Here is a 24,272-nt window from a genome sequence, read left to right on the forward strand (position 1 = left end):
TTAAATAGCGATTTAAGGCGGCTAAAAACTATGAGTATTCCAAGCAGTAATCTCCCTAATTCACATAACGCGCGCAAGCATAAATCACTTGGTGCAAAAACATATTTTGTTGTGTTTATTGGTGGATTGCTTGGCGCTTTTGTGCGTAGTGAAATAGGTGGTTTTACGTACGGCATGCATTGGGACTCGGGATATTCTATGCTTTTTAGCCGCTTTACTTTTGCAACTCTTTTGTCTAACATCTTGGCATGTTTTATTCTTGCTTTAGTGAGTTCGCTTGTTGCACAAAGATTGCGCAGCAAGAACAAAGACTTAATAAAATACGGTTTTTGCACGGGATTTTGCGGTGGACTTTCAACAATGTCTACTTTTGCTTTTGAGGGCGCGCATTCCGCATTTACTGCAATGAACATTGTAGAAGTAATTGCCATTATGGCGTTGTCTATGGTTCTTGGCGTTTTAGCAGTGCTTGTTGGGAGTCTAATTGGAGATAAAATTTTTGCTTTTAAAGGCAATGGCAGCGTAAAAAATGCTGGTGATGCAAACATCATCAATAAAATAGACGCTAACAGGGGCGGTGCAAAATGATGTCTTACGCATATGTTCTTTTTTGGCTGCCTGTTGTTTTCGCTGGACTTGGTGCTGTTCTTCGTTGTGCAATATCTGACGCAATCGGGCGCGTTTATAACCATGATTTTCCAATCGCGACTTTGCTAATCAACGCTTTTGCGTCTTTTATAATGGGCTTAGTTGTATTTTTAAGTTCTTCGATTATATACGATTTAACTTTTGCTTCGACTATTATTTACACGTGCGCATTGGGATTTTTAGGCGGATTTTCAACGTTTTCAACAGCAATCTTAGAAGTCGTAAGCCTGTTTAAGCTAAAGAAAATCAAGCTTGGACTATGGCTTTTTATTAGCGAACTAATAGTGCCATTCTTGTGCGCATTTATTGCATACGCTGGACCGTCATTTGTAATATTTATGCTTCTAAAGTCTTAAGTTTTGAATTTTATTAATTGACGTATTTTATTAATTTATATTTATTGTGTTATTAAAAATGTTAAAATGCTTGATGTATTTGTTTGCGATTTGATTTAAGAATAGGTTTATTGTGACTTTAAAGAACGTAGGCGGTTTTATACGCGATTTTTTGCGCGACTTTTCTGATCGCGTTCTTAAAACGCTTAAGCATCTTAGATGGAAGATGGTTCTTGCTGGAGTAGTTGTTGGTCTTGTCTCTGGCGCGCTTGTAGCAACTTATAGACTTGGAATTGAGTATGGAACTGATTTTGCGCGATGGATGTATGCGCAAATATTGCAAAACATGCTTTGGATTGTGCCTTGCGTGGTTTTTGCAATTGCTGCTGGGCTTTTTATTGGCTGGATGAGTCGCAAAGAAAGTATGGCGTCTGGAAGCGGCATTCCACAAGTTGTTGGATATGTTCAGCGCGGGCTAAAAATGTGTTGGAATACTATTTTGCCTGTTCGATTTGTAGGTGGATTGTTGGGGTCGTTATTTGGCTTGTCTCTTGGTAGAGAGGGTCCTTCGATTCAAATCGGAGCTTGCGGCGCTCAAATGATGTCTCGTATTTTTAGAAAAGGCGATAAGAACGATACTCAAGAGCATTATGTTGTAACTGCTGGAGCTGCAGCTGGCTTATCCGCAGCATTTAGCGCTCCACTTTCTGGACTTATGTTTGCTATGGAAGAAGTTCAACACGGATTGTCTTCTACGGTTCTTATGGGAGCTGCTGCTGCATCTATTTGCGCTGATTTTGTGTCTCAAACATGCTTTGGGCTTCGACCTGTTTTAGACTTTGGAAGAATTCCAGACTTGCCAATGGCGCTTCATTTTTGGTTGATTCCACTTGGCATTTTTGCAGGACTTATTGGCTCTCTAATGAACAGATCCTTACTTGGATTGCAAACATTGTATAAGTATTTGCCAAAATGGGCTCCTGTATCTGTAGCATGTTTAATCGCAATCCCTGTTGGCTTGTATTTGCCGGATGTTCTAGGTGGAGGCTCTAATCTTGTTAAGCTATCTGAATATGGCAAAGTAAGCATAGCGCTTTTGTGCCTTCTGTTTATTGCAAAAATGCTATTTACTTCTACGAGCTTTGGATGTGGCGCGCCTGGCGGAATTTTTATGCCAATTCTTGCTGTTGGCGCTCTTGCAGGCGGCGTTGCTTCTCGCGCAATAATAAGCGTTCCATTTCTTGGCATTGACGCAAAGCTAATGCCTATTTTTACAGTGTGCGTTATGGCTGGCACGCTTTCGGCTTCTGTAAAAGCTCCTCTAACTTCGATTTTGCTCACTGTAGAAATGTCAGGAACAATGATTCACACTCTTCCAGTTGCTGCGTCTGCTTTTATTGCGCTTCTTGTATCCGATATTTTGCGCACTAAACCAATCTATGGCGAACTTCTTGAAAGATATATGGCTTCCAATCCAAAACTCGTACGTTAGTACACCAAAAACAGCCAACAAAAACAGCAATGTGGATAACTTTTTGGCGGAATTGCAACGTTTATTGATCCTTTAACCACATTGTTTAAATAGTATTGCCTAATGGTTTAGTATGCGATTCAATAGCCACATGGACAATATGACTATTGATAATTACGATGCTCCTTCTTGCGTTCCGCGCATTATAGAAACGTACCCGCCTCAGGCGAGTGCGATAAAAAGTATGCGCAAAAGTACATCTGATAGTAATAAGTTGGAAGATTCGACTGTTATCGCATCTTTGAATCATGCGAATCATGTGGATAATGCAGATTACGCAAATCATGTAGATTACGCGACTGGTGTATCTTCTACTTCAGTTCATAGCGATTTTGATGCATTAGATAATCATAGTGTTCAAGAAAATATTGGTAGCTTGAACTATTCGCTAAAGCCTTTTCCAAAAAATGTTGTAATCGGTTCATCGGCAAATGATGGAGTTGGTTTAAGCACTACTCTTGCTCTTCTGGCAAGTCATATATCTAGTAAAAAATATGTTGTTGCACTAATCGACGCAGATATTTCTAACGGCGGATTAGATGTTTTGTTGGGATTGGAGCAGGACGAGGGTAGAAGATTGCAAGAGGTTCAAGCTCCTTTAGGACGATTAGACGGATATGTACTGCGTTGTGAACTTCTGCACTGGAATAACGTTGATATTTTGGCTTACGCTCCTTGGAAAGGTGAAGAGCCTAAGCCATGGGTTATTGAAGCTGCTATTAGAGGTCTTTCCAACGCTTGTGATGTAGTAATTGTTGATATTGGATCTGGTTTTTCAGCAAGAAGGCTTTTAAAGAATCTTCCAACTTTGGCGCAAGTTCCAACCATATTTGCTGCAGAGCTTAGTGTTCTTGGTCTTGCCAGATTGCGTGCATATTGGCGAAGCCTAGAATCTGACCATAAAGATTACTCTAGAAAACAAACTTCTATTGTCGCAGGATTAAATCCGCGTGGTCTTTCTAAAAGGTTTTGCCCTGTAAATGTTAATGAAGCTTGTGATTATTTGCTTTGCGATGTAGAAGGCCCAATTGGTCACGATCCTAAAATGTACGAAGACATAATATCTGGTTACGGTATAAGAGATATTCCAAAATCCGCCAAAATTCCAATAGAAAAAATAACAACATGGTTGCTTGGAGACTCCTCTAATTCCTCTTTGAAAATATCTGGAAAACAATCTGAACAACAATATAAACAATCAAATTCACAATCATATGAATCTGAAAGATTCTCAAAAATATCAAGGGGTAAGCATGGTTTTAGAAGATATTGATTTTGGCATTCTGCAAGAGCTTGCAGATGATCCTCAAACAACAGATATTGTTGTTACAGACACAGGTCACGTTTGGGTAGATAAAGGTTTTGGGTTGCAAGAGTACAATCCAAGAATTCCATTTGATAATCCTATGATTTTGCGAGAATATGCAGTTTGGCTTTGTGCACAATTAGGCAAAAGATTAGATGATTCATGCCCGATTGCAGATGCTTCTAGCCCAGTAGGAGTGCGAATACACGCTCTTATTGCTCCAATAGTTTTAAGTGGTGCTGCTATTTCGATTCGTTTTCCCGCTTTAAAACGCTATTGTTTAACAGAGTTAAGTAGTAGAGGAATGTTTCCTATTGAATTATCTAGAATACTTTATTTATTGGTAACTCAACGTGCGAATATTTTGATTACGGGAAGCACTGGCTCTGGTAAAACAACGTTAATGAAGTCTCTTTTAGCTTCTTGTGATGAAAAAGACAGAATAGTGACTGTTGAAGAAACAAGAGAATTAGGTTCATTATCTAAGGATCATGTGTCTTTAGCGACAAGAGAAGCAAACGTTGAAGGAGTAGGCAGCGTTGGCTTGTCAGATCTTGTAAAGGCAACTTTGAGGATGAGACCAGACAGAATTATTTTAGGTGAGTGCAGAGGTCAAGAAATAGCTGATTTATTACGCGTTTTTACATGTGGTCATAAAGGTGGAATGACAACTTTGCATGCTGATAAAGTCCAAAAGGTGCCAGCCAGATTAATGTCTTTAGGGCTTCTTGCAGGACTGGAGCCTTCCGCACTATGTGCTCTTGCCGCTGATGCTTTTGATGTTGTTATACATGTAGAAAGAGTAAATGGTATGCGAATCGTAAAAGAACTTGGAGTATTGCGTTCTACGGATTCTGGCGCGTTAGAAGGTGTGCCAATTTTAAGATTGAAAAATTGCGTTAATTCTAAGGATAGTAATTTTTCTGCTCAGATAGAGGCAACGTCTGCTTGGAAAAATTTTGCCATTAAATGGCATTTACCGTTGGATACAGGGTTGTTTCTGTAATTGATAAAGACAGTAAAGGATTTTGAAAATGGGTATTGAAGAATCACTAGCTGCTCTTGTGGCTTCTTTGCGTTCTGGTGCTTCTTTTGAATCGATTATAAGAGGAGACAGCAATAATGAGAATCGCAATGGACTTATTGAAGAGACCGATAATGGCAATAACAATTACAACAGCAATAACAGCGAAAGCTATTTCCAAGTTATAAACATTGAATCGGTGTTTAAATGGATTGATTCTCGCTGTTCTAATAGGATTAAAAATCTTAGCGCTCGCCAAAGAAGTAAAGTTAGAAAAGACATGCGCAAGGTTGCGCAATCGCTTATGTCTGTATACGAATTGAGCAGTTCTATAGGATGCTCTATGACTGATTGCGTTCAAGCTGTTTCTGACTCTTATCATTCCAATAAGAGGGTTAATGATTTAAGCTCAGAAGTTTTTGCAATGCCTAAAGCAACTATTAGATTGCTAACTGCTCTACCATTTTTGGCTCTTCTTACTGGACAATTGTTGGGTGTAAATCCAATATTGATGATTTTTACAAGTTCTAGAGGATACGCACTCTTAGGTATTGGCTTATTGTTTTATGTAATCGGTCTTTTATGGGTTACATGGATCATGAAGTCATCTAAAAAAGCAATGCTGAGTGCTGTTTCTAATGTCGATTAATGAGTTAATGGTTATTAAGGATCGTGGAAAATGTTTAAGGCAATTATCGTTTGGATTATTTTAGTAGCTTATATAGTTACGTTATGCAAATTTTTTACTAGACAGATGATTCTTAATCCGTGCTATGAGCGCGCTTGTAAACCTGCGATTTCTATGAGAAACAATTACGATTTTAGGTGTAACAAAGTTGAAGATATAGATCCAATTTTGGGTTTGCAAATGATGATAGTTGCTTTAAAAAGCGGAGTCGCAATTACTAGAGCACTTGACGCTGTGGGATCATCTATTCCTGGAGGAAAAGGGATTTGGCTAAGGAATGTTTCTAAAGCACTACTTTCTGGAGATACTTGGATAGAAGCTTGGAGTGCTCCTTATGTGTGCTTCGATAAAAAAGATAAAAATCCATCTGCATCTTTTGTGTTAAGTATGTGGCTTAGAAAGTCACTTAGAGAGTCATGGAGTTGTGGAAGTTCTCCAGTTCCTGTACTCATAGCGATTTTACAAAATTATGAGCAATCTATGCGAAACGTGGCAAGGAAAGAAAGCTCTAGGCTTTCTGTTCGTCTGCTTCTGCCTGTTGGGTTATGTTTTCTGCCAGCGTTTATTTTCGTAGGAATTTTGCCGACAGTATCTGCATTTATGTATTAATCGCAATCTAAAAAATAAAAAATTTGTATCCCAATATTGGGTACATAAATAAAAGAAAAATAACAATAAAAATAACAAAAAGAAAGGTAACGGTGAGTGATTATGAGATCAATTACTGCTGCATTGTCAACATGGTATTGCATGTGTTCAATGCGAATGAATGAAGGATTAATTAAAGCTGAACAAGCATGTAATAGCGTGCAGAATCGTTTGAGCAAAGATTTAAAGCAGTGTGATGATGGGGCTGTTACGGCAGAATATGCTGTTGTTCTTATAGCTGCCACGGCTTTTGCTACAGCGCTTATTGCTATTGCCAAATCAGATGCTGTTCGTACAGCTATCAGTGATCTTGTTACAAAAGCTCTACATGTTAGTTAGCTTTAAGTAAATAATCATTTGTAAAACTGTGAAACATTGCGTGAAACTTAAAACATACTTTAAAAAACGTGATATGAAATATTTATAAAGTTTTTTGACCGTGATGTTTATGTGATTTGTTGTGGGATTTTAACTAATGCGAAAAGAAACGAGACAAAATGGAGAATCATGTATTTTTGAACATTTTAGATAAGAGAACGACTAAGAATAATTGTCATAAGATAAATAATTCAAAAGATTCTGGGGCTGTTACCGCAGAATTTGCGATTATTCTTCCTGCAGTTGTGGTACTTGCTTTAACGTTATTTTTTGTTGGTAAATCAGTAGTAAATACAATGAATTGCCATGATGCAGCAGGTCAAGTAGCATACTATGTTGCTTCGCACCACAATTCTAAAGATGCGCAAAATATAGTATCTAAAGTATCTGGAGTTAATAGTTCTGTAAAAGTCAAATATGTTGGGAATATGGCAGATATTGTTGTAAGCTGCCCAGTTGTGCCAGACCCTTTAAAAGTATTGCCATTGTCTGTGGAAGCTCGCATTAGCCAGGTTTTAATATGAGTCAAAAACTATGTAAGCGATTAAGCATTTTAAATACGCAATATTACAGTTTTAAACATTTGCGTAGAGCAGATTGTGGTTCTGGAACTATGTTAGGCATAGGATTGGTAATAGCAATCTGCTCTATGCTTGTTGTTTGTGCAACTTTAGGGTCAATTTTGGTGCAAAAACACCGAGCTTACGCTCTTGCAAACGCATCGGCTATATCAGGTGCAGTTGCTATGAGAAATATGCAAGATGATGCATGTCAAGTTGCAGAGCGCACAGCAAAGGCAAATAATGGGAAAATAGAATCTTGTGTTGAAAAAGATGATGATGTATTAATCAGTCTAAGTGTGCCTTTACGACTTCCTATGGTTAATAAGATAAATGTAACGGCTAGAGCTGGTTTAATAGATTGTGACTAATAAGTGTATGGAAAATATCAAATATTCGTGCGATTGGTCATAATGTAGCATGTTAATAGGCGATTAGCATGTTAATGTCTAAATGTTTAGAATAGAACAGAAACTTTGCTCAAGTAGAGTTGAGCTAATATTCAGGTGACGGTAGGTTATAGTTATGGCACTTGCATTGTATCGAAGGTATCGTCCAGACACGTTTGAAGGAGTGATAGGACAGAATCAAGTTACCGTTCCTCTTATGAGAGCGCTAGATCAAGGCAAAATAACGCACGCCTACCTATTTTCGGGTCCACGCGGTTGTGGAAAAACAAGCTCTGCGCGTATTCTTGCTCGTTGTATTAACTGCAAAGAAGGTCCTACTTCTAAACCATGCGGAAAATGCCAAAGCTGTAAAGATCTTGCAACAGGCGGATCAGGTTCAATAGACGTTGTAGAAATAGATGCTGCAAGCCACAATGGTGTTGACGATGCTAGAGAATTACGCGAACGTGCAGGTTTCGCTCCAGCGCGCGATCGATATAAGATTTTTATTCTTGATGAAGCGCACATGGTAACTCCGCAAGGATTCAATGCTTTGCTGAAGATTGTGGAAGAGCCACCTGAGCATGTTATGTTTATTTTTGCCACTACTGAACCAGATAAGGTGATTGGAACTATACGTTCTAGAACCCACCATTATCCGTTTAGACTTGTTCCTCCAGAAGTAATGGGACCGTATTTGCAAGACATTTGCAAAAAGGAAGGTATTCAAGCGCAAAAGGGCGTTTTGCGGCTTGCTATGCGCGCTGGCGGCGGATCCATGCGAGACACATTATCTGTTTTAGATCAGCTTATGATTGGTTCAGATAATGGTGTTATCTCGTTAGATTCAGCAGTTGCTTTGCTTGGTTTTACGCCTTCTAATCTTATTGCAGATGTTATTGATGCTCTTATTGAAAAAGACGGTGCAAAATTATATGAAGTTGTACAAAAAGTGGTAGTCGGAGGATTTGACACTCGTAAGTTTGTGGAAGATCTTCTCGGACGATTGCGTGATTTGTTGCTTTTGGTTTCTGCTGGTCCAAATTGTGCTAAAAACTTGTTAGGCGATTTATCGCCAGAAGACATGCAAGATTTGCAGCGGCAATCAAGTCAGCTAACTTTGCGAAGCTTGTCCAAAATGGCAGAAATCGTCAATAATGCTTTTGCTGGAATGGCAAATGCGGTTTCTCCTAGAATGAATCTTGAGATTCTTATGGCTAGACTTCTTGCTGATATGCAATCTGGTACTACTGCGCAGGAACCATTTTCTAAAGCCAATAATCAATCTCTTTCAAAGTCCTCCTCGCATCCCGCATCTTCTGCAAGGCATTTTATTGGTTCAAATTCTGCTGTAAATCCAGTTAATCCTGTTAATCCTGTTAATCCAGTAAAAATTGCTGAAAATCCTTCGGTAATTCTTGATGATAAATCTGAAATCAACAATAACACGCAAGCGAATTGGTCAACTGCAACTGTTGAAAAACAGACAACACAAGAGCTTGACGTGGACGAAACTTGGGATAATCTGGTTAAAAATCTGCCAGACGATGTTCGTGAATACGTAGAGAGAGATCGCGTTCCAAAAGTTAGATTAGACGATGGAAATGCAGCAAAAAGAAGGCTTGTATTAACTTTTGACCAGCCTATAAGCCAACATGCTTTTGCGCTCGCGATTTGCACAACAGAACCTTACGATGGTAAAAAAGTGCCAGTTGTGATTATGAACAAAGTAAAAGACGCATTTGGAAAAAACGTTGCAATAGCGCCAGATTTAGTAGCTGCAAACGGCGAAAAAGTGGAGTCTGTTGCAAGAATGACTCCGCAACGACTAGCACAAGTTAAGCGAGACTTGCTTATGCGAAAGGCTGGAATCGTAAAAGGATTCGGAAAAATAATCGAGAAAAGTTCTGATTCAAATTCAAATAATTCTAATTCCAGTAGCGATGATGCTGGCTCTAGTGACGATTCAAGTGCTGGTGCGGAGGCTAGCGACTTATCTGGTTCTGCAATTTCAGAAAGTGCTTTAGATTTAGATATTGAGAAAGATGACGCATGGGCAGGTATGGGATCTGCTCCAATGGGAGATGCGATTGCTGCATTACAGAATGCAGATTTTAATGCTGAAGTAGTAAACGATTCAGAAAACGCAAATAACGCTGCATCTAACGCGCAGCAATGGGGTCAAAAGTCGAAGATAAGCCAGCAAAATCTTCAGCGCGCAAATTCAGAATCACAGGTAGATAATGAGTCAAAAGCACGAATCTCTGATGGTGTAAACGGCGCTCAAGAAGACGAATGTTCAATGCAGGACGAATCGTTAGAGTCTGCAACCAATTTGAGCATAGATGATTTAGAGAAGATGTTTGAGGTGAAATCTGTAAAAGAATTCGCTGCAAGTGATCCAAAAAATCCTAAAAATGCAGGATTGCATAAGCGAAAGCAAGAGGAGTAAGTAAAAGTGCATAACGTGTCATCGTATGACGGTGCAATAGGCAGAGTTATTGATGCGTTCTCTAAGCTTCCAGGAATAGGACCAAAAGGCGCGCAGCGAATTGCATTCTACATACTTTCATCATCTGATGTACAAACGCAGGATTTAATTGACGCAATCAGTGACTTGCGCGAGAATGTGCGATTTTGTGAAATTTGCGGAAATGTTTGCGAGCAAAGTCCTTGTGTTATTTGCCAAGATCCGCGAAGAGATCACACAAAAATATGCGTTGTAGAAGAGCCAAAAGACATTATGAGCATTGAGAGAACTCACGAATATGCTGGCGTTTACCACGTTTTGGGCGGTGCCATTAATCCAATGGCAAACATTGGACCTGCAGACTTAAAAATAACGCAACTACTTGAGCGCTTAAAAGACGCGCAAGTAAAAGAAGTCATTTTAGCGCTTGACCCAAATATTGAAGGAGAAGCTACAGTAACTTATTTAGCACGTTTGCTTGAGCCGCTTGACATAAGTATTACGCGACTTGCAAGCGGATTGCCAGTTGGTGGAGACTTAGAGTATGCAGACGAGATAACTCTTGGTCGCGCATTTGCAGGAAGACAAGAAGTATAGAAGATTTGTGAATTCATAAGCAAACGCGTTTGATAAGTCGCAAGCAACCGCTTGTTGTATATACGCCACTCATAATATCTCTAAAACTAAAAATAAATAGAGCACAGTTGGTAGTCTAATTTTAGATTAGTCTTATTTGGATTAATTCTTATTGCATTAGCGTGCTTTAGATAATAGTGACGGCTGAACATAAGGGGTTACAGTGGCTCTTATAGTGCAGAAATACGGTGGATCGTCCGTAGAAGATACGGACGCAATTCAGCGTGTAGCCAAAAGGATTCTTGATACAAAAGCTGCTGGTAACGATGTTGCTGTTGTCGTTTCCGCTATGGGAGATACCACAGACGACTTGATTGACCAAGCAATGAGTGTAAATGCGCATCCTCCTGCTAGAGAGATGGATATGCTTATGACTGCAGGAGAGCGTATTTCCATGAGTCTTCTAGCAATGGCTATTCATGCTCAAGGCTCGCACGCATACTCTTTTACTGGTTCTCAAGCTGGATTTATGACAGACGCGCAATTTGGAGCAGCTCATATTCGCGCTGTTAAGCCAGATCGTGTTCAGCATGCGCTTAAAAAAGGCAGTGTTGCTATTGTTGCAGGATTCCAAGGAATCAGCGAGATTGGTGACGACACAACGCTTGGTAGAGGCGGATCAGACACTTCGGCAGTGGCGCTTGCTGTTGCTCTTGGAGCAGATGTTTGCGAGATTTACACAGATGTTGATGGCGTATTTACGGCAGATCCTCGAATTGTTCCAACCGCAAAGCGAATTCCTGTTATCGATTATGATTCAATGCTTGAGATGTCATCTTGCGGATCTCGAGTGTTAGCTTTGAGATGCGTTGAATACGCACAAAGATTCAGTATGCCTCTTCATGTTCGCAGCTCGTTTTCGCACAGAAACGGAACCTTAATTGTGCCGAGTGGAGTAAATCCAAAGAGCTTGCCGAATTTAAGCTAATTATTTATTAAAGAAGACACAAGCATAACAACAGACAGAACGCATAAGCAATAGACATAAGGCGGCAAAAATGGCAAATAAAATAGCAAATGTAGACATTCGCTCCACAATGGGCGATTTATTCCCAGACTTAGGCCCAGAGACCCCTGTGATTTCTGGCGTTGCACACGATAGAAGCGAATCTATGATTACTCTTCGAGGCGTTCCCGATAAGCCTGGAAATGCCGCAAAAGTGTTTACAACTCTTGCTGCTGCAGACGTTAACATAGACATGATTGCTCAGGCAAGCGCATCCACCGAAACGGCTGACATATCGCTTACGGCACCAAGCTCGTCCCTAGACGCTGTGTGCAAGGTATTGCAGAGCGCGCGCGGCGAATTGCAATTTACGTCTATGGATGTGGACCCTTCTGTTGGCAAAGTCGCAGTTGTTGGCGTTGGAATGAAAACCTATTCTGGTCTCGCAGCAACCTTCTTTACAGCGCTAAGCGATCACGGTATTAATATTCTTATGATTTCTACATCAGAAATTCGTATTGCAGCGATTGTCCCAGTAAAACAGCTTGACGAAGCGGTTCGTGCGCTTCACACAGCCTACGGATTAGACGCAAGCAAAGTCGAAGCTGTTGTTTATGGAGGAAGCGGACGCTAATCGCGCGAAAAAATTACGCAAAAATCACGCTTAAATAATCGCAAAAATCAAAGAAAATCGCAAAAACACGCAAAATAAGGGAGACAAAATGGCAATTATAAGCAACAAAGGCGTAAACCTTGCGGTTTTAGGCGCCACTGGCCAAGTTGGAATGGTTATGCGCCGCGTATTAGACGAGCGTGATTTTCCAATTAAAAACTTGCGATTTTTGGCTTCCGCACACTCCGCTGGAACTGCTTTGAAATATCGCAGCAAAGATGTTGTTGTAGAAGATGTAGAAAAAGCAGATTTAAGTGGAATTGACATTGCGATTTTCTCCGCAGGCGGCGGAACGTCCAAAGTGTGGGCACCGCGATTTGCGGATGCGGGTGCAATAGTAATAGATAATTCTTCTCAATGGCGTATGCATAACGATGTGCCTCTTGTAGTTGCAGAAGTAAATCCAGAAGATTTAAATGATATTCCGCGTGGGATTGTTGCCAACCCTAATTGCACAACAATGGCGTGCATGCCTGTTTTAAAGCCGCTTTCTGATGCTTTTTGCTTAAAGCGACTTATTGTATCTTCTTATCAAGCGGTTTCTGGAGCTGGCAGAGCCGGAGCGTTGCAGCTTATGAACGAAGCGCAAGCTGCCTTAGATCAGGGCGCGGATAAGCTTGTGTTTGATGGAGATGCTATTGATTTTCCGCAACCAACAAAAGTTGCGCGCACAATCGCATTCAACGTTGTGCCATTTATTGGTGCGATTGTTGAGGATGGGTCGCAAGAAACAGACGAGGAGCAAAAGCTTCGCAACGAAAGTCGTAAGATTCTGCATCTGCCAAAGCTCGCAGCAAGTTGCACATGCGTGCGCGTAGGCGTTTTTACAGGTCACGGAATGAGCATTAATGCCGAATTTGAGTGCGATGTAACTCCAGATATGGCTCGCGAAGTGCTAAAATCGGCCGCTGGCGTTGCGTTAGATGATATTCCTACTCCTCAGCTTGCTGCAGGAAAATCCGCGAGCTATGTTGGGCGTATTCGCCAAGATCAAGCGGTTGATGGAAAGCGTGGATTGGCAATGTTTATTACAAATGACAATCTTCGTAAGGGTGCTGCTCTTAATGCTGTGCAATTGGCGGAAATCGTAGCTAAAAAACGACACTTTGTAGATTGATTAGACCTGCGCGAATTCGCTATTATAAAAAATTTTACGTAAAATGTAATTATGTCTATAGCTTCGCAAGAAATACAAAAGCAGCTTGATCGTATTGTTGCTCTTGGCTACCCAGATGTTGCAGATATGAGTGCTGCATCGTTTCGTGCTTTAGCTTTGCCGCTTATTCGCGCTCTTGATCAAAGCGATTTGGGTACTAATATTCTTCTTGTGCCTACTCGTGAGCTAGTTTCGCCAGAATCCTTAATTTCTAGGACGAGTATTGATCGTATGGCTGGTTTTACAACAATGCCGCCTAGAGATATAGCTAGTTTCCTGCCACAAGATGGTTTTGAGCCTCCAGAAGGTCCGTTTTACTTGGCATTAGACCCTCATACAGGTACATCGTATTTGAATCGTGAGCCAGATGTTGCCAGAAAACTTATAGATTCAGACGAGCGTCTTCCTTTGACTTTAGAAGAAGGATTGGCGGTTGTTACTCAGCATCCAGATTGGCTTGAAATAAAAAATGGTTTTAATCTTCTTGGGTCTAAAAGTTCCGATGGAAGAGTGCCGAGTATTTGGATGAGTCAAGGTGCTCCTCGTCTTGGAGCTGTATGGCCAAATTCAAGGCATACTTGGCTTGGCAACGCGTATTGTACAGCACGTCGTGGTGTATCTCTATTCCAATGAAGAGTATTAAATATTAATCTAATAAATTAAGAAGTTAATAGAAAAAGCGTCATTAGGTAGTAAGTAAGCAAGGTGTATTGTGGCATACATAACTTTTGATCATGTTGTAAAAGAGTATCCATCTGGATCAAGTGTTGTGCGCGCTTTAGATGATGCTAGTTTTACAGCCGAACGCGGTAAGCTTACCGTAATACTAGGGGCTTCGGGTGCAGGTAAAACTACAGCATTGAATATTTTAGGCGGTATGGATACGGCAACAAGCGGTAGCGTAACTGTTGGTGATTTAAATATTACAAAGCTAAATGGTCGTGGGCTTGTAAAGTATCGAAGAGAAGATATTGGTTTTGTTTTTCAATTCTATAATCTTGTTCCAAACTTGACGGCGTTAGAAAACGTGGAGCTTGCTTCACAAATTTGCTCAGATCATTTTGATCCAGCTCAAACACTTATTGACGTAGGTTTGGAAAAAAGACTTAATAATTTCCCAGCGCAACTTTCTGGAGGCGAACAGCAGCGAGTTTCTATTGCGCGCGCACTTGCTAAAAAGCCTAAGTTGCTTTTATGCGATGAGCCTACGGGTGCGCTAGATTATGAAACTGGAAAATCTGTTTTGCAATTATTGCAAGATATTTGCCAAAAAGAAGGAATGACGGTTCTTATTATTACTCATAATGCTGCTATTGCTCCTATGGCTCATAAAGTTGTGAGATTCCATTCTGGAAAAGTCGTGAGCGAAACAGTACAAGAAAATCCTACGGCAATTGCAGATATTGAATGGTGATTTGTAGAGTGGTGGTTTGTAGTGAGTAGCGAAACTGTAAAATCTAAGAAAATCAAGCGTAAATATGCGATTCGTAATAAGCACTCACGCTCTATTTTGCCAATGGTTTTTATTAGTGCTATTAGAATGTGGTTTCACGAATGGCGTCGTTTTTGCATACTAGCAGTTATAGCAATGCTTGGCGTTGCTGTTATGACTGGCATTTATGCAGGATGCAACGATATGCTCCTTGGGGCAGATGACACTTACTCTAAACTCAAAGCTTACGACCTACAAATTGTTTCTACGCTTGGTTTGACTGACAAAGATGTTAAAGCAATCAAAAAATTGCCATTTGTTAGTGAAGCAGAGGCGGGAAAGTCGTTTAAAGCTACTGCTCATCCTTCGAATAATGCTAATTTGTCTTATGCAATGAACGTTGTGCAATATAATCACAATGTTAAAAAACTGAATCGTCTGCATTTGATGCGTGGCAATATGCCAACAAACAATCGTCAAGCTGTGGTAACTGAACGATTTTTGCACGATAGCGGATTGCGAATTGGTAGCACACTGTTTTTGAGTATGCAACAAGTCACTAATCAGCCTAATTCGTCTAATCAACCGATTCAAAATCAAAAATATAAGCTTCTAATCACAGGAAGTGTGTTAGACGTAAACGATTTGGATAATCCAAACGGGTATCAATCAAAAGCTTTCCGCAATTCCGTAATATCACGCTACCCTATTTTTACCTATGCGATTAGCGAAAGCACAAATAATCTTCCATACACAGCTATATATGTGCGCCTAAATGAGGCTCGACGCGTTAACGATTTTTCGCAAAAGTATCGCGCAATTGTGGCAAATGCTTCAAACCAGATTAAAGACAGTGTGCAGAGTGATTGTCAAGAGGCGCGCACAAATCAAGTTATAAAAGACCAGACTAATCAACAAGTAGATCAAACTATAGCCAATATGCCAATGCTTAAAAACGCTCCCGACTCGGTTTTAGCTAAGGCTCGCGCACAAATTTACGCAAAAATTAAGCCAGAAGTGCAAAAGCATGTTCCTCAAGCAAGATGGCATATTTTTGCTCGCATATCAAACGGAAGCTATACTCGCTTGCGTTCTGATGTTGCATCGATTCAATCTCTTGGATACGCTTTCCCAGTGCTTTTTCTTGTAGTGGCAATGATGATGAGCCTAACAGCCATGGCAAGAATGGTAGAAGAAGAACGAGGACTAATTGGAACGTACTTAAGCTTAGGTTATGGACGTTGCGCAGCAATAACAAGGCACGCTTTCTTTGCGATTTTCGCCTGTCTAGTAGGCGGCGGAATCGGCGATATTCTAGGATTCTTAGCAATTCCATCTTTACTACTTAAGATTTTGCGCGGATTGTACACAGTTCCAGGAGTTGTTTTACGATACGATTGGCTTTATGGTTCGATTTGTGTACTCGCGTTTGTAATACCAGTTGCAATATGCACAATAATCGTAAGCTGGAGGGAGACAAGGCAAGTACCATCGGCATTATTGCGTCCAAAATCTCCAAAAGCTGGCGCTCGCGTGCTTCTTGAACATTTACCCTTTATCTGGAATCGTCTAAGTTTCCTCAACAAAGTATCTATAAGGAATCTGGCTCGTTTTAAAGGCAGACTATTTATGACAATTGGCGGTGTAGCTGGTTGCACTGCATTAATCGTGTGTGCTTTAGCATTAAACGATACTGTAGCAACTCTTGGAATCCGCCAATATGACGGCATTTACCGCTACGATATGATTTCTATTTCCACTCCAGATGCATTTCAAAATATGAAGAAAAGCGTGCAAAAAGATAAATCCAGCAATCTTGTTGATACCATTTTGCCTGCCTACATTAGCTCTGGAGAAATCGCAAAAAGCGATGCAGATAATGGTAAATCTAATAGCAATTCCAATAACAATTCGCATAATAAAACCGTTGAAGATTCTGAAAGTGTACAAATCGTAGTTGTTAAAGATGCCGCAGCTTTGTCTAATATGGTTCGTCTACAAGATGTTAACAATAATTTGCAAAATATTTCACTTAATGATGATGGTCCGCTTCTTTCACAGAGTGCAGCATCGTCGTTGGGAATTGCGAGCGGAAACTATATTACAATAACAAACTCCAGTTTTAAGCGCGCAAAAGTGAAGTTGCGTGCAATCGTGCGTAATCTTATTGGTTCAAATATCTATATGACTTCTAGCTGCTATGAAAGAATATTCGGTTTTAAAAATGGGAAAAATGTTAAGAATAATGCGCTAATTATGCGTCTTCGTGGAGACGATGATGCAAGAATGCGTTACGCAGACCATGTGGCAGATAGGGATGGCGTGTTAGCTGTTATGAACATTACGCGCATGAAACATTCGTTTAGCTTTGATTTAATGAATGCTGTGGTTGCGCTTATAGTAACTCTTGCAGCAGGTTTGGCGTTAGCTGTGCTGTTTACATTGGCAAGCACTAATATTTCGGAACGTGCGCGAGAGATGGCAACTTTAAAGGTTCTTGGCTTTTATCGTAGAGAAGTTCATGCTTACGTGCATAAGGAGATGCTTACTCTTACTGTAATTGGTATTCTTGTTGGTTTGCCTCTTGGAAGATTGGTTGCAGGCTTGTTAACAAATGCTTTGCGCATGCCTTCTCTGTATTTTGAGGTTGAAGTATCTCCATTAAGCTATGCCATTGCTGGCTTTGCAACGCTGATCTTTGCTTTAATTGTTCAATGGTCAACTAATCCCGCGTTGGACCGCATTGACCCTGTTAGTTCGCTTAAAAGTGTTGAATAAAGTTGAATAATGAAATTCAAATATTTACGGGTTCTTATAAAATTGAAAGCTCACGCCTAAAAGAATGGAGTTATAGCAATGAGTGATATTGGCCAAACTAACAATGGTCACACTAACAAGATGGAGCGCAGCCTTACAAAAAGACACGTGCAATTCATTGCTATAGGCGGAACAATCGGCACGGGACTATTCTTAGGTTCTGGCAAATCCATTAGTCTTACGGGTCCAAGCATTATGCTTGTGTACATAATTGTTGGCTTAATCATGTTTTTGCTTATGCGCGGCATTGGCGAACTTATGTACAAGGATCCAAACCAGCATACATTTATTAGTTTCATTACTAAATACTTGGGCAAAGGCTGGGGCAATTTTGCAGGATGGTCGTATTGGATAGTGCTTGTGCTTATTGGCATGAGTGAGATTACGGCTGTAAGCACGTATTGCGTTACATTTTTCCAAACTTTTGGCATAGACGTAAGTAGTTGGAAATGGCTTATAGAAATAGCGTTTTTGGCTGCTTTAGTGTGCATAAATCTGGTTGCTGTTAAGCTATTTGGCGAAACAGAGTTTTGGTTCTCAATGATTAAAATCACGTTGATTGTGGCTCTTATCGCAACTGCTGCAGTTATGGTTATTATTGGCTACCATTACCCTGCAACACAGATTAGCGGCGTTGCAAATCCTGCAGGCCACGCAGGCTTTGACAATATTTTCAACAACTTCTCGCTTATGCCAAATGGTTGGTTGGCTTTCTTAATGAGTTTCCAGATGGTGTTTTATGCTTACCAGCTTATTGAGTTTGTAGGCGTTACAGTTTCGGAAACTAAGAATCCTCGCCAAGTTTTGCCAAAGGCAATCAACGAGATTATTATGCGAATCTTGATTTTCTACGTTGGAGCGCTTGCTTCAATCATGCTAATTGTTCCTTGGCAACAATTTAAAGCTACCGATTCTAAAGGCGTTTATATGTCTCCGTTTATAATGGTTTTCCAATATGCGGGGCTTCATTGGGCTTCAGCGCTTGTGTTCTTTGTGGTTATTACGGCAGCATCTTCTGCGCTTAATTCGCTGCTTTATTCTGCAGGAAGGCATATGTATCAAATTGCGCTAGAATCTAACTCTCCTGTTCTTTCACATTTGCGCAAAGTTTCGCGCACTAAAGTTCCTGCACGAGCAATCATTTTTTCTGCTGCACTAATCCTGTTCTCTCCGATTATTAACTCAATTCCTGGAGTGCATGGCGCGTTTATTGTGTTTGCTTCTGCGTCTTCGGCAGTAATAATCATGATTTACATTTTGATTATGGTTACGCACAGAAAGTACCGCGCTTCTGCTGATTTTATGCCAGATGGTTTTGTTATGCCGCATTATAAGCTGCTTAATTCGCTAACGATTGCATTCTTTGTGTTTGTGTACATAACGCTGTTTATTAGCGAAGACACTCGCGGATCGGCAATTGGCGGCATTATTTGGCTCTTGCTTTTTGGAGGCTATTGCGCGCTGCACCAGCGCTGGCAGAATCGCGATTTAGCGGCGGCTCTGGGTAGGTAGCTCTGGGTAGATAGCTACACTATTTATGTTACGCTTTTTGTGTGCGAATTATTGTTGCGGATTGTAGTGCAGAATATACGGGTAGGCTTAATGCAAGTCTTCCATCGGCTAAGCGCGTGTTGCTTATTAAGGCTGATGGTAGTGTACTGATTTTTTCAGAGTTAGGGTCCTATAAGCCACTTAATTGGATGGTTGCTCCTTGTACTATGCGCGTTATTGATGGAAATGTTTCTAAGGATAACGATTGTTCTTGTGAAGACGACGATTCGAGTTCTGTTTCTTCAGATGGTGCTGTCGGCGCTTGTAGCGCGGATGCTTTCGACTTTTCGCGCGTTTTTAGCGACGGAACTGTTTTAAAAATTGCTGCAAAAAAGGGTAATGATCTGCTTCGCATTGTTCTGCAACACGTCTATAGCGATTCTTCGTACGATTTAGGCACAGACCCAGGTCTTGTTAAAGATGGCGTAGAAGATCATTTGCAGCGCTACTTGGCTGAGCAAATTGAGCGTATTGGCGATGGTGCCACATTGGTTCGCCGAGAATATCCTACTGCTATTGGCCCCGTGGATATTATGGCGCAGGACTCAAACGGTGTTCATGTTGCTATTGAGATTAAGCGACACGGTGGTATTGATGGTGTTGAGCAGCTTACTCGTTACTGTGAGTTGTTGAATCGAGACCCGTTGCTTAAACCAGTTCGAGGTATTTTTGCTGCGCAGACTATTAGCCCGCAAGCGCGAGTTTTGGCTGAGGATCGTGGCTTTACTTGCTTAATCCTCGATTACGATGAAATGCGCGGTGTTGAGTCTAACGATCTTCGCCTGTTTTAGCTTAGCGATTTTTTGCTTTATCTGTAATTTATTACGAAATTTACGTAAATTTACGTATAAAAATGCCGCGCAAGATTTATTCAAGCGCGGCATGATTTGATTGGTAATTAATCACTAAGAGAATTAATCACCAAGAGAATTAATCATTAAGAGATTAATAGATCAGGAAGCATAGAGAATATCTACAACAAAGTAAAGCGTTGAATTTGCAGGAATTGTTACATTTCCTTGTGCATCCTTCTTATCTTCTTTGCCATATCCATCTTCTGGAGGAATTACCAAAAGAACTTGAGATCCGACTTTCTTTCCAGCTAAGCCTTTAGTCCATCCTGGAATCACTTGACCTGCAAGAGAGAAGTCTGCAGGCGTGCCGCGCTTCCATGACGAATCAAATTGATGCAATTTGCCGTCTTTATCGGTAGTCCATCCAGTGTAATGAGCGGTTACAGTGCTTTCTTTGGTCACCTCTTTGCCAGTTCCTTCAATCAAAGTTTGAGAAACCAACTTTCCATCTGGTACGTAGTTATTCTTATCTAACGATGGTTCTCCAGATTTACTCAGAGTTACTTTCGGCAGATTTTCAGGGATATCCTTAACTTTATTGCCTGTTGCGCGTTCAAGAGATTTCATTGAAGAAACAAGAGTTAACACCATTACGTACGCATCTTGCTTAGTTTGCGGATTTGCAGGCACACCAAATGCAATCGTGGAATTAATTTTTCTTCCCTTAAACAGTGCATAATAAGGTTTACTCGTAACGCCTTTTTTAACAACGATTGAGCAATCTGGTTTGCCTTGCTTCCATGTGTTCATAAGCTCTTTGCCGTTTTTAGCATTGTACACGATGCCATTAGCGCATACGCGACTATTTTCTTGGATTTTAGCACCGTTTCCGTTTTGCAAAATGGCGTAAGAATTTGGCTTTACGTCTATAGGAGTAGTTATATCGACCTTTGGTTGTTTGCCTAAAGTTCCACTAGCCTTAACGCCGCCTAAAACTTGCATTCCAGCAGCATTTGCGGCTGGGTCTGCCATTCCGTTATCATTCGTGCTATTCCCGCTGCAAGATGCCATTGTAAAACACAAGGCTGCAGCGCTAATTGTGCTAATTGCGCGTATTGCAAAAGATTTGATTGTGTATAATCTGGTTTTTCTCATAGGTTTAAGACTATCGCTTGAGTCTGATTTTAATTATTCAGTAGCAAAATATATTTAAATATTACGAAGAATTGTAAAAGATTAATAAATATAACAATCAATTAATTATAAAAGATTATGAAAGATTGTAGAATAGATAGGAGCAAATACGATATGACGATTATTAAGGCGAATATCAAAAAGAATTCATGCTCTGATTACAAGCATAATGCATGATTTATTGCTGATTAGGATGCAGAAAGAGGTTTGATGCAACGACCTACAAAACGAGCTAAGTTTATGCGAGGAATCGTGGCACCTATTTTTGGGTTGCTTGCTGTGCTTAGTATTGTTCTTGGTGTTCTTAATGCCACAGTTTGGAAGCCAAACTCTATTGTTTCGGCTCATACAAACGTGTATGGTTCAAGATACATTGTTACGGATCCAGGTGTTTTAAATCTTGTGGATTACCGCGTAAAAATTAGTGTTGCGGCTCTTAATACTCGTAAGCCGATTTGTGTAGCAGTTGGTTTGGCTAAAGATGTTCGTGGGTGGACTCGTGGCTACTCTGTACAGAGAATAACTGGTTTGCAAGATTGGGAGAATCTTTCTACTGTCCCTATGAAGGCGGATGATTCTGCAAAGTCAGATCTGAATAACAAAAATTCTGTAGATTCCGCGAATAACTCTGATTCTAAGGCTTCTAAAGATGTAGATTTTAAAGATTCAGATTTGTGGACTAATGCGACTTGCCAAATGGGTTTGGCTAAATTGTTTGTTAACGCGGAAGATTTTGAACAATCTGAGAACATTGTTCCTGGAGATTTGAGCAGTGGCAATGCTGTAAATCAAGCAAATCAAGAAAATCAAGAAAATAGCCAGTCGAATCATCAAAAAGTTTCATCCGCATTGCGTGCAAGGATTTCTCGACGCGTGCTGATTATTGACTTAGGTAAAAATTCTCCTGAAGCATTCGTAGAGTTTCGTTGGCGTAGACACAATCTTCCAGATTTTGCAACTCCTTTGTATTTTGTTGGAGCACTGTTTGCTCTGCTTTGTGTCCTTTCTGCTTCTGTGTTCGCTATGGCTCCACATCGTAGGCGTAATAAGCGTTTGGTGGCTAGTAGAAGTGGTCTTATTACTGTAGAAAGTGTCTCCAGAGACGAAGAAGTTAAATTCTCAGATGCTTTTGCTGGCACAATGGCTAGTATTTTTGGCAGTTTTGCTAAAGATAAAAAGTCAAGGCATAAAGGTTCTTCAGCTTCTCATGCTCGTCATGGTGCTCATTCAAAAACTCGTGTTGCAAAGTCGCAAGCAACCGTGGATTTGTCTGTAAACGTAAAGTCTGGTTTAAATTCTTCTCCAACTCCATCTTTGGATGAAACTGCTGTGATTTCTAAAGAAGATTTGCAGTCTTATTTTGCTCGTTTTGCTAGCGAATCATTCTCGGATGTTTCCAAAGATAATAGCGATTCGTCTACTGTTTTAGAAGTTTCTGATGTTTCTTATGATAAATCTTCCTCTGATTCTTTTAAAGATGACGATGATGCTATCCGTGATTCCAAAGATTCTTTGAATGATGATTCTAATAAAAAGCAATCTTCAAAGGAACATTCTGGAAATAGTAGCAATAATAATTCTAGAAAGTCGAGTCATAACAATTGCGGCAATCGCAATAGTAGATATGGTAGAAGAAATCGCGATTCGCATGACAATCAAGATAATCCTTCTAGTAGCAGAGATGTAGAGAATCGCAAATATAGAGATAATCGTAGTAAATCCGCGGTTGCTGGCGACTCAAGCAATGAAAAGTCAAATAATCGCAGCAAGTCGCGAGATCAAGGAAATCATCGTGATTCAAATAATCATCGCGACCAGCGCAAGAATGGTCAGAATAATCAGCGCGGGCAAAAATATGGCAAAAATCGTCGATCTAGCGAATTAGATAATCGTAATAGAAATAGCGGCGAAAATAATGCAAATAACAGAAACGCTGGTGGCAACACGAATTCAAACTATAACCAGAATCGTAAGCGTAAAAATAATGCGCGTGGAAATGAGCAAAAGTGAGTGTGGAAAGTAAGTATGACTATGTTTTATGCGCATAAAATCAAATATTATGTAAGATTTACATTCGCTACAATAATGACGCTAATTATGTGTTTTGCTCTTAGCGCTTGCGATGGTCAAGTTCCTAAAGCCGCTGAGGGGCATAGCACAAAGGAGCTTCCAAACGTAACGTCTATTAGAGAAAAAGATATACGTTTAAGAGTTTTGAGGTCTCTAGAGCGCGCGAATGAAGAGAAGAATTCTAGTAATCTTGATGGCTATATGAGTGGTCCTGCAATGCTTGTGCGAACTAGTGAGCTTGCTATTGCGGCTAAAACAGGAAAATTGGATCCAAAAACAACAATTCCTCGTGAAGTTGCTCAGACTATTGTGCCTACGAATGCAAACTGGCCTCGTGATTTGATGACGATTACTACTACAACAAAAGACCAGCAGTCTAAGCGATTGTTGGTGATCCGTCAGGATAGGGCACGCTCAAACTACAAATTGTGGGCAGTTGCAAGACTGTTCCCTGGTGTGCGTCTGCCAAAATTCCCTGTTTCTTCAATCGGCGCTTCAATGGGTAAAGCAAATGATTCTGGTCTTGTTATGACTCCTCATGCGGCAGCAGCGGCTTATGCTGATGTTCTGCAGCAAGGAGAATCTAGTAAATTTGCAAAGAGTTTTGCTAGTGATTATTTGCGCGCAAAATTAGCAGAATTATCTAAGACTGTTCAAGCAGGAATGGAGCGAAACAAAGGTTCTCAGGAACAGGTTTTTGCTTCAGTTCCAAATCAGATTAGCGTTATGCGCGCGAGCGATGGTAGTGATTTAGTGGTTGCGCGTATTGACTCCGTGTGGACTAGGAGAGCTGGAGAAGGTCGAGAATCAAGACCAGCGTCTGACGAGGAGAAAGCTCTGTTTGGAAATGCTAAAGCTACTTCTACAATGCGTGTAACTTACGTAAATGTCGTAGCAATGGTTGTTCCACCAGCTGGCTCTAATGCGCAGATTGTTCCTGTGGGAGCGGAGCGTCAGCCTATAAAGGTAGAAGCCCTGTAAGCAGTTGTATAAGCAATATAAGAAATGTAAGCAGTATAAGCAAAA

The 24,272-nt window shown here is 40.5% G+C and carries 23 protein-coding genes; 22 read left to right on the top strand and 1 reads right to left on the bottom strand.

The annotated features are described in order from the left end of the window. Positions 1-30 precede the first annotated feature (30 nt). The 20 genes from ACJV45_RS00995 to nucS all read left to right on the top strand — a co-directional run bounded on the left by ACJV45_RS00995 (position 31) and on the right by nucS (position 19,979). Entirely contained in the window at positions 31-588 is a 558-nt protein-coding gene (locus ACJV45_RS00995; protein ID WP_419397454.1) for a fluoride efflux transporter FluC, read from the top strand. Beyond that, on the top strand, positions 585-1,004 hold the full coding sequence (locus ACJV45_RS01000) for a fluoride efflux transporter FluC (protein WP_020760131.1): 420 nt from the start codon (positions 585-587) through the stop codon (positions 1,002-1,004). The genes ACJV45_RS00995 and ACJV45_RS01000 overlap by 4 nt, the downstream gene beginning before the upstream one ends. Positions 1,005-1,116: 112 nt before the next feature. Further along, on the top strand, positions 1,117-2,475 hold the full coding sequence (locus ACJV45_RS01005; protein WP_116436990.1) for a ClC family H(+)/Cl(-) exchange transporter: 1,359 nt from the start codon (positions 1,117-1,119) through the stop codon (positions 2,473-2,475). A gap of 130 nt (positions 2,476-2,605) precedes the next feature. Next, positions 2,606-3,787: a CpaE/TadZ family protein gene (locus tag ACJV45_RS01010; RefSeq protein ID WP_419397455.1), complete on the top strand. Its 1,182-nt coding sequence runs from the start codon at positions 2,606-2,608 to the stop codon at positions 3,785-3,787. After that, entirely contained in the window at positions 3,768-4,826 is a 1,059-nt protein-coding gene (locus tag ACJV45_RS01015; protein WP_032836967.1) for a CpaF family protein, read from the top strand. Before ACJV45_RS01010 ends, ACJV45_RS01015 begins: the two co-directional genes overlap by 20 nt. 28 nt (positions 4,827-4,854) lie before the next feature. Then, a complete protein-coding gene (locus tag ACJV45_RS01020) occupies positions 4,855-5,493 on the top strand; it encodes a type II secretion system F family protein (RefSeq protein ID WP_419397456.1) in 639 nt (212 codons plus the stop codon). A 30-nt stretch (positions 5,494-5,523) separates the two neighbouring features. Then, positions 5,524-6,141 carry a type II secretion system F family protein gene (locus tag ACJV45_RS01025; protein WP_419397457.1) on the top strand — a complete coding sequence of 206 codons (618 nt, stop codon included), beginning with the start codon at positions 5,524-5,526 and terminating at the stop codon, positions 6,139-6,141. Positions 6,142-6,243: 102 nt separating this feature from the next. Continuing rightward, positions 6,244-6,519: a DUF4244 domain-containing protein gene (locus ACJV45_RS01030; protein WP_032836975.1), complete on the top strand. Its 276-nt coding sequence runs from the start codon at positions 6,244-6,246 to the stop codon at positions 6,517-6,519. 158 nt (positions 6,520-6,677) lie between these two features. Further along, positions 6,678-7,082 (top strand): TadE/TadG family type IV pilus assembly protein, encoded by a 405-nt coding sequence (locus ACJV45_RS01035; protein WP_004573653.1) that lies wholly within the window; start codon positions 6,678-6,680, stop codon positions 7,080-7,082. After that, positions 7,079-7,489 (top strand): Rv3654c family TadE-like protein, encoded by a 411-nt coding sequence (locus ACJV45_RS01040; RefSeq protein WP_419397458.1) that lies wholly within the window; start codon positions 7,079-7,081, stop codon positions 7,487-7,489. Before ACJV45_RS01035 ends, ACJV45_RS01040 begins: the two co-directional genes overlap by 4 nt. A 154-nt stretch (positions 7,490-7,643) precedes the next feature. Continuing rightward, entirely contained in the window at positions 7,644-9,959 is a 2,316-nt protein-coding gene (gene dnaX / locus ACJV45_RS01045) for a DNA polymerase III subunit gamma/tau (RefSeq protein WP_419397459.1), read from the top strand. 6 nt (positions 9,960-9,965) lie between these two features. Then, the gene (gene recR / locus ACJV45_RS01050; RefSeq protein WP_004114171.1) at positions 9,966-10,574 is read left to right on the top strand and encodes a recombination mediator RecR; all 609 of its coding nucleotides are present in this window, start codon (positions 9,966-9,968) and stop codon (positions 10,572-10,574) included. A gap of 202 nt (positions 10,575-10,776) precedes the next feature. Further along, complete coding sequence (locus ACJV45_RS01055) at positions 10,777-11,541, top strand: aspartate kinase (RefSeq protein ID WP_004116323.1); 765 nt, start codon at positions 10,777-10,779, stop codon at positions 11,539-11,541. A 70-nt stretch (positions 11,542-11,611) separates the two neighbouring features. Then, positions 11,612-12,193 (top strand): ACT domain-containing protein, encoded by a 582-nt coding sequence (locus ACJV45_RS01060; protein ID WP_419397460.1) that lies wholly within the window; start codon positions 11,612-11,614, stop codon positions 12,191-12,193. 88 nt (positions 12,194-12,281) lie between these two features. Continuing rightward, complete coding sequence (locus ACJV45_RS01065) at positions 12,282-13,349, top strand: aspartate-semialdehyde dehydrogenase (protein ID WP_419397461.1); 1,068 nt, start codon at positions 12,282-12,284, stop codon at positions 13,347-13,349. Between the two features lie 51 nt (positions 13,350-13,400). After that, positions 13,401-14,021, top strand: coding sequence for a DUF5701 family protein (locus ACJV45_RS01070; RefSeq protein ID WP_004114180.1), 621 nt, complete (start codon positions 13,401-13,403; stop codon positions 14,019-14,021). Between the two features lie 79 nt (positions 14,022-14,100). Beyond that, positions 14,101-14,802 carry an ABC transporter ATP-binding protein gene (locus ACJV45_RS01075; protein WP_415685467.1) on the top strand — a complete coding sequence of 234 codons (702 nt, stop codon included), beginning with the start codon at positions 14,101-14,103 and terminating at the stop codon, positions 14,800-14,802. A 21-nt stretch (positions 14,803-14,823) separates the two neighbouring features. Beyond that, positions 14,824-17,598 (top strand): ABC transporter permease, encoded by a 2,775-nt coding sequence (locus ACJV45_RS01080; protein ID WP_419397462.1) that lies wholly within the window; start codon positions 14,824-14,826, stop codon positions 17,596-17,598. A 78-nt stretch (positions 17,599-17,676) separates the two neighbouring features. Continuing rightward, positions 17,677-19,149: an amino acid permease gene (locus tag ACJV45_RS01085; RefSeq protein WP_415681447.1), complete on the top strand. Its 1,473-nt coding sequence runs from the start codon at positions 17,677-17,679 to the stop codon at positions 19,147-19,149. Between the two features lie 41 nt (positions 19,150-19,190). Continuing rightward, positions 19,191-19,979 carry an endonuclease NucS gene (nucS, locus tag ACJV45_RS01090; protein ID WP_419397463.1) on the top strand — a complete coding sequence of 263 codons (789 nt, stop codon included), beginning with the start codon at positions 19,191-19,193 and terminating at the stop codon, positions 19,977-19,979. A 162-nt stretch (positions 19,980-20,141) separates the two neighbouring features. On the opposite strand, the gene ACJV45_RS01095 is transcribed toward nucS, so the two are convergent. Beyond that, the gene (locus tag ACJV45_RS01095) at positions 20,142-21,137 is read right to left on the bottom strand and encodes an FKBP-type peptidyl-prolyl cis-trans isomerase (RefSeq protein ID WP_064623347.1); all 996 of its coding nucleotides are present in this window, start codon (positions 21,135-21,137) and stop codon (positions 20,142-20,144) included. A gap of 249 nt (positions 21,138-21,386) precedes the next feature. On the opposite strand from ACJV45_RS01095, the gene ACJV45_RS01100 reads away from it, so the two are divergent. Then, positions 21,387-23,186, top strand: a complete 1,800-nt coding sequence (locus ACJV45_RS01100; RefSeq protein WP_419397464.1) for a hypothetical protein — start codon at positions 21,387-21,389, stop codon at positions 23,184-23,186. A 15-nt stretch (positions 23,187-23,201) separates the two neighbouring features. Beyond that, positions 23,202-24,227, top strand: coding sequence for a DUF8094 domain-containing protein (locus tag ACJV45_RS01105; RefSeq protein WP_032834126.1), 1,026 nt, complete (start codon positions 23,202-23,204; stop codon positions 24,225-24,227). Positions 24,228-24,272 lie beyond the last annotated feature (45 nt).

The organism is Gardnerella lacydonensis (assembly GCF_048545055.1).
Classification (GTDB): Bacteria; Actinomycetota; Actinomycetes; order Actinomycetales; family Bifidobacteriaceae; genus Bifidobacterium; species Bifidobacterium vaginale_C.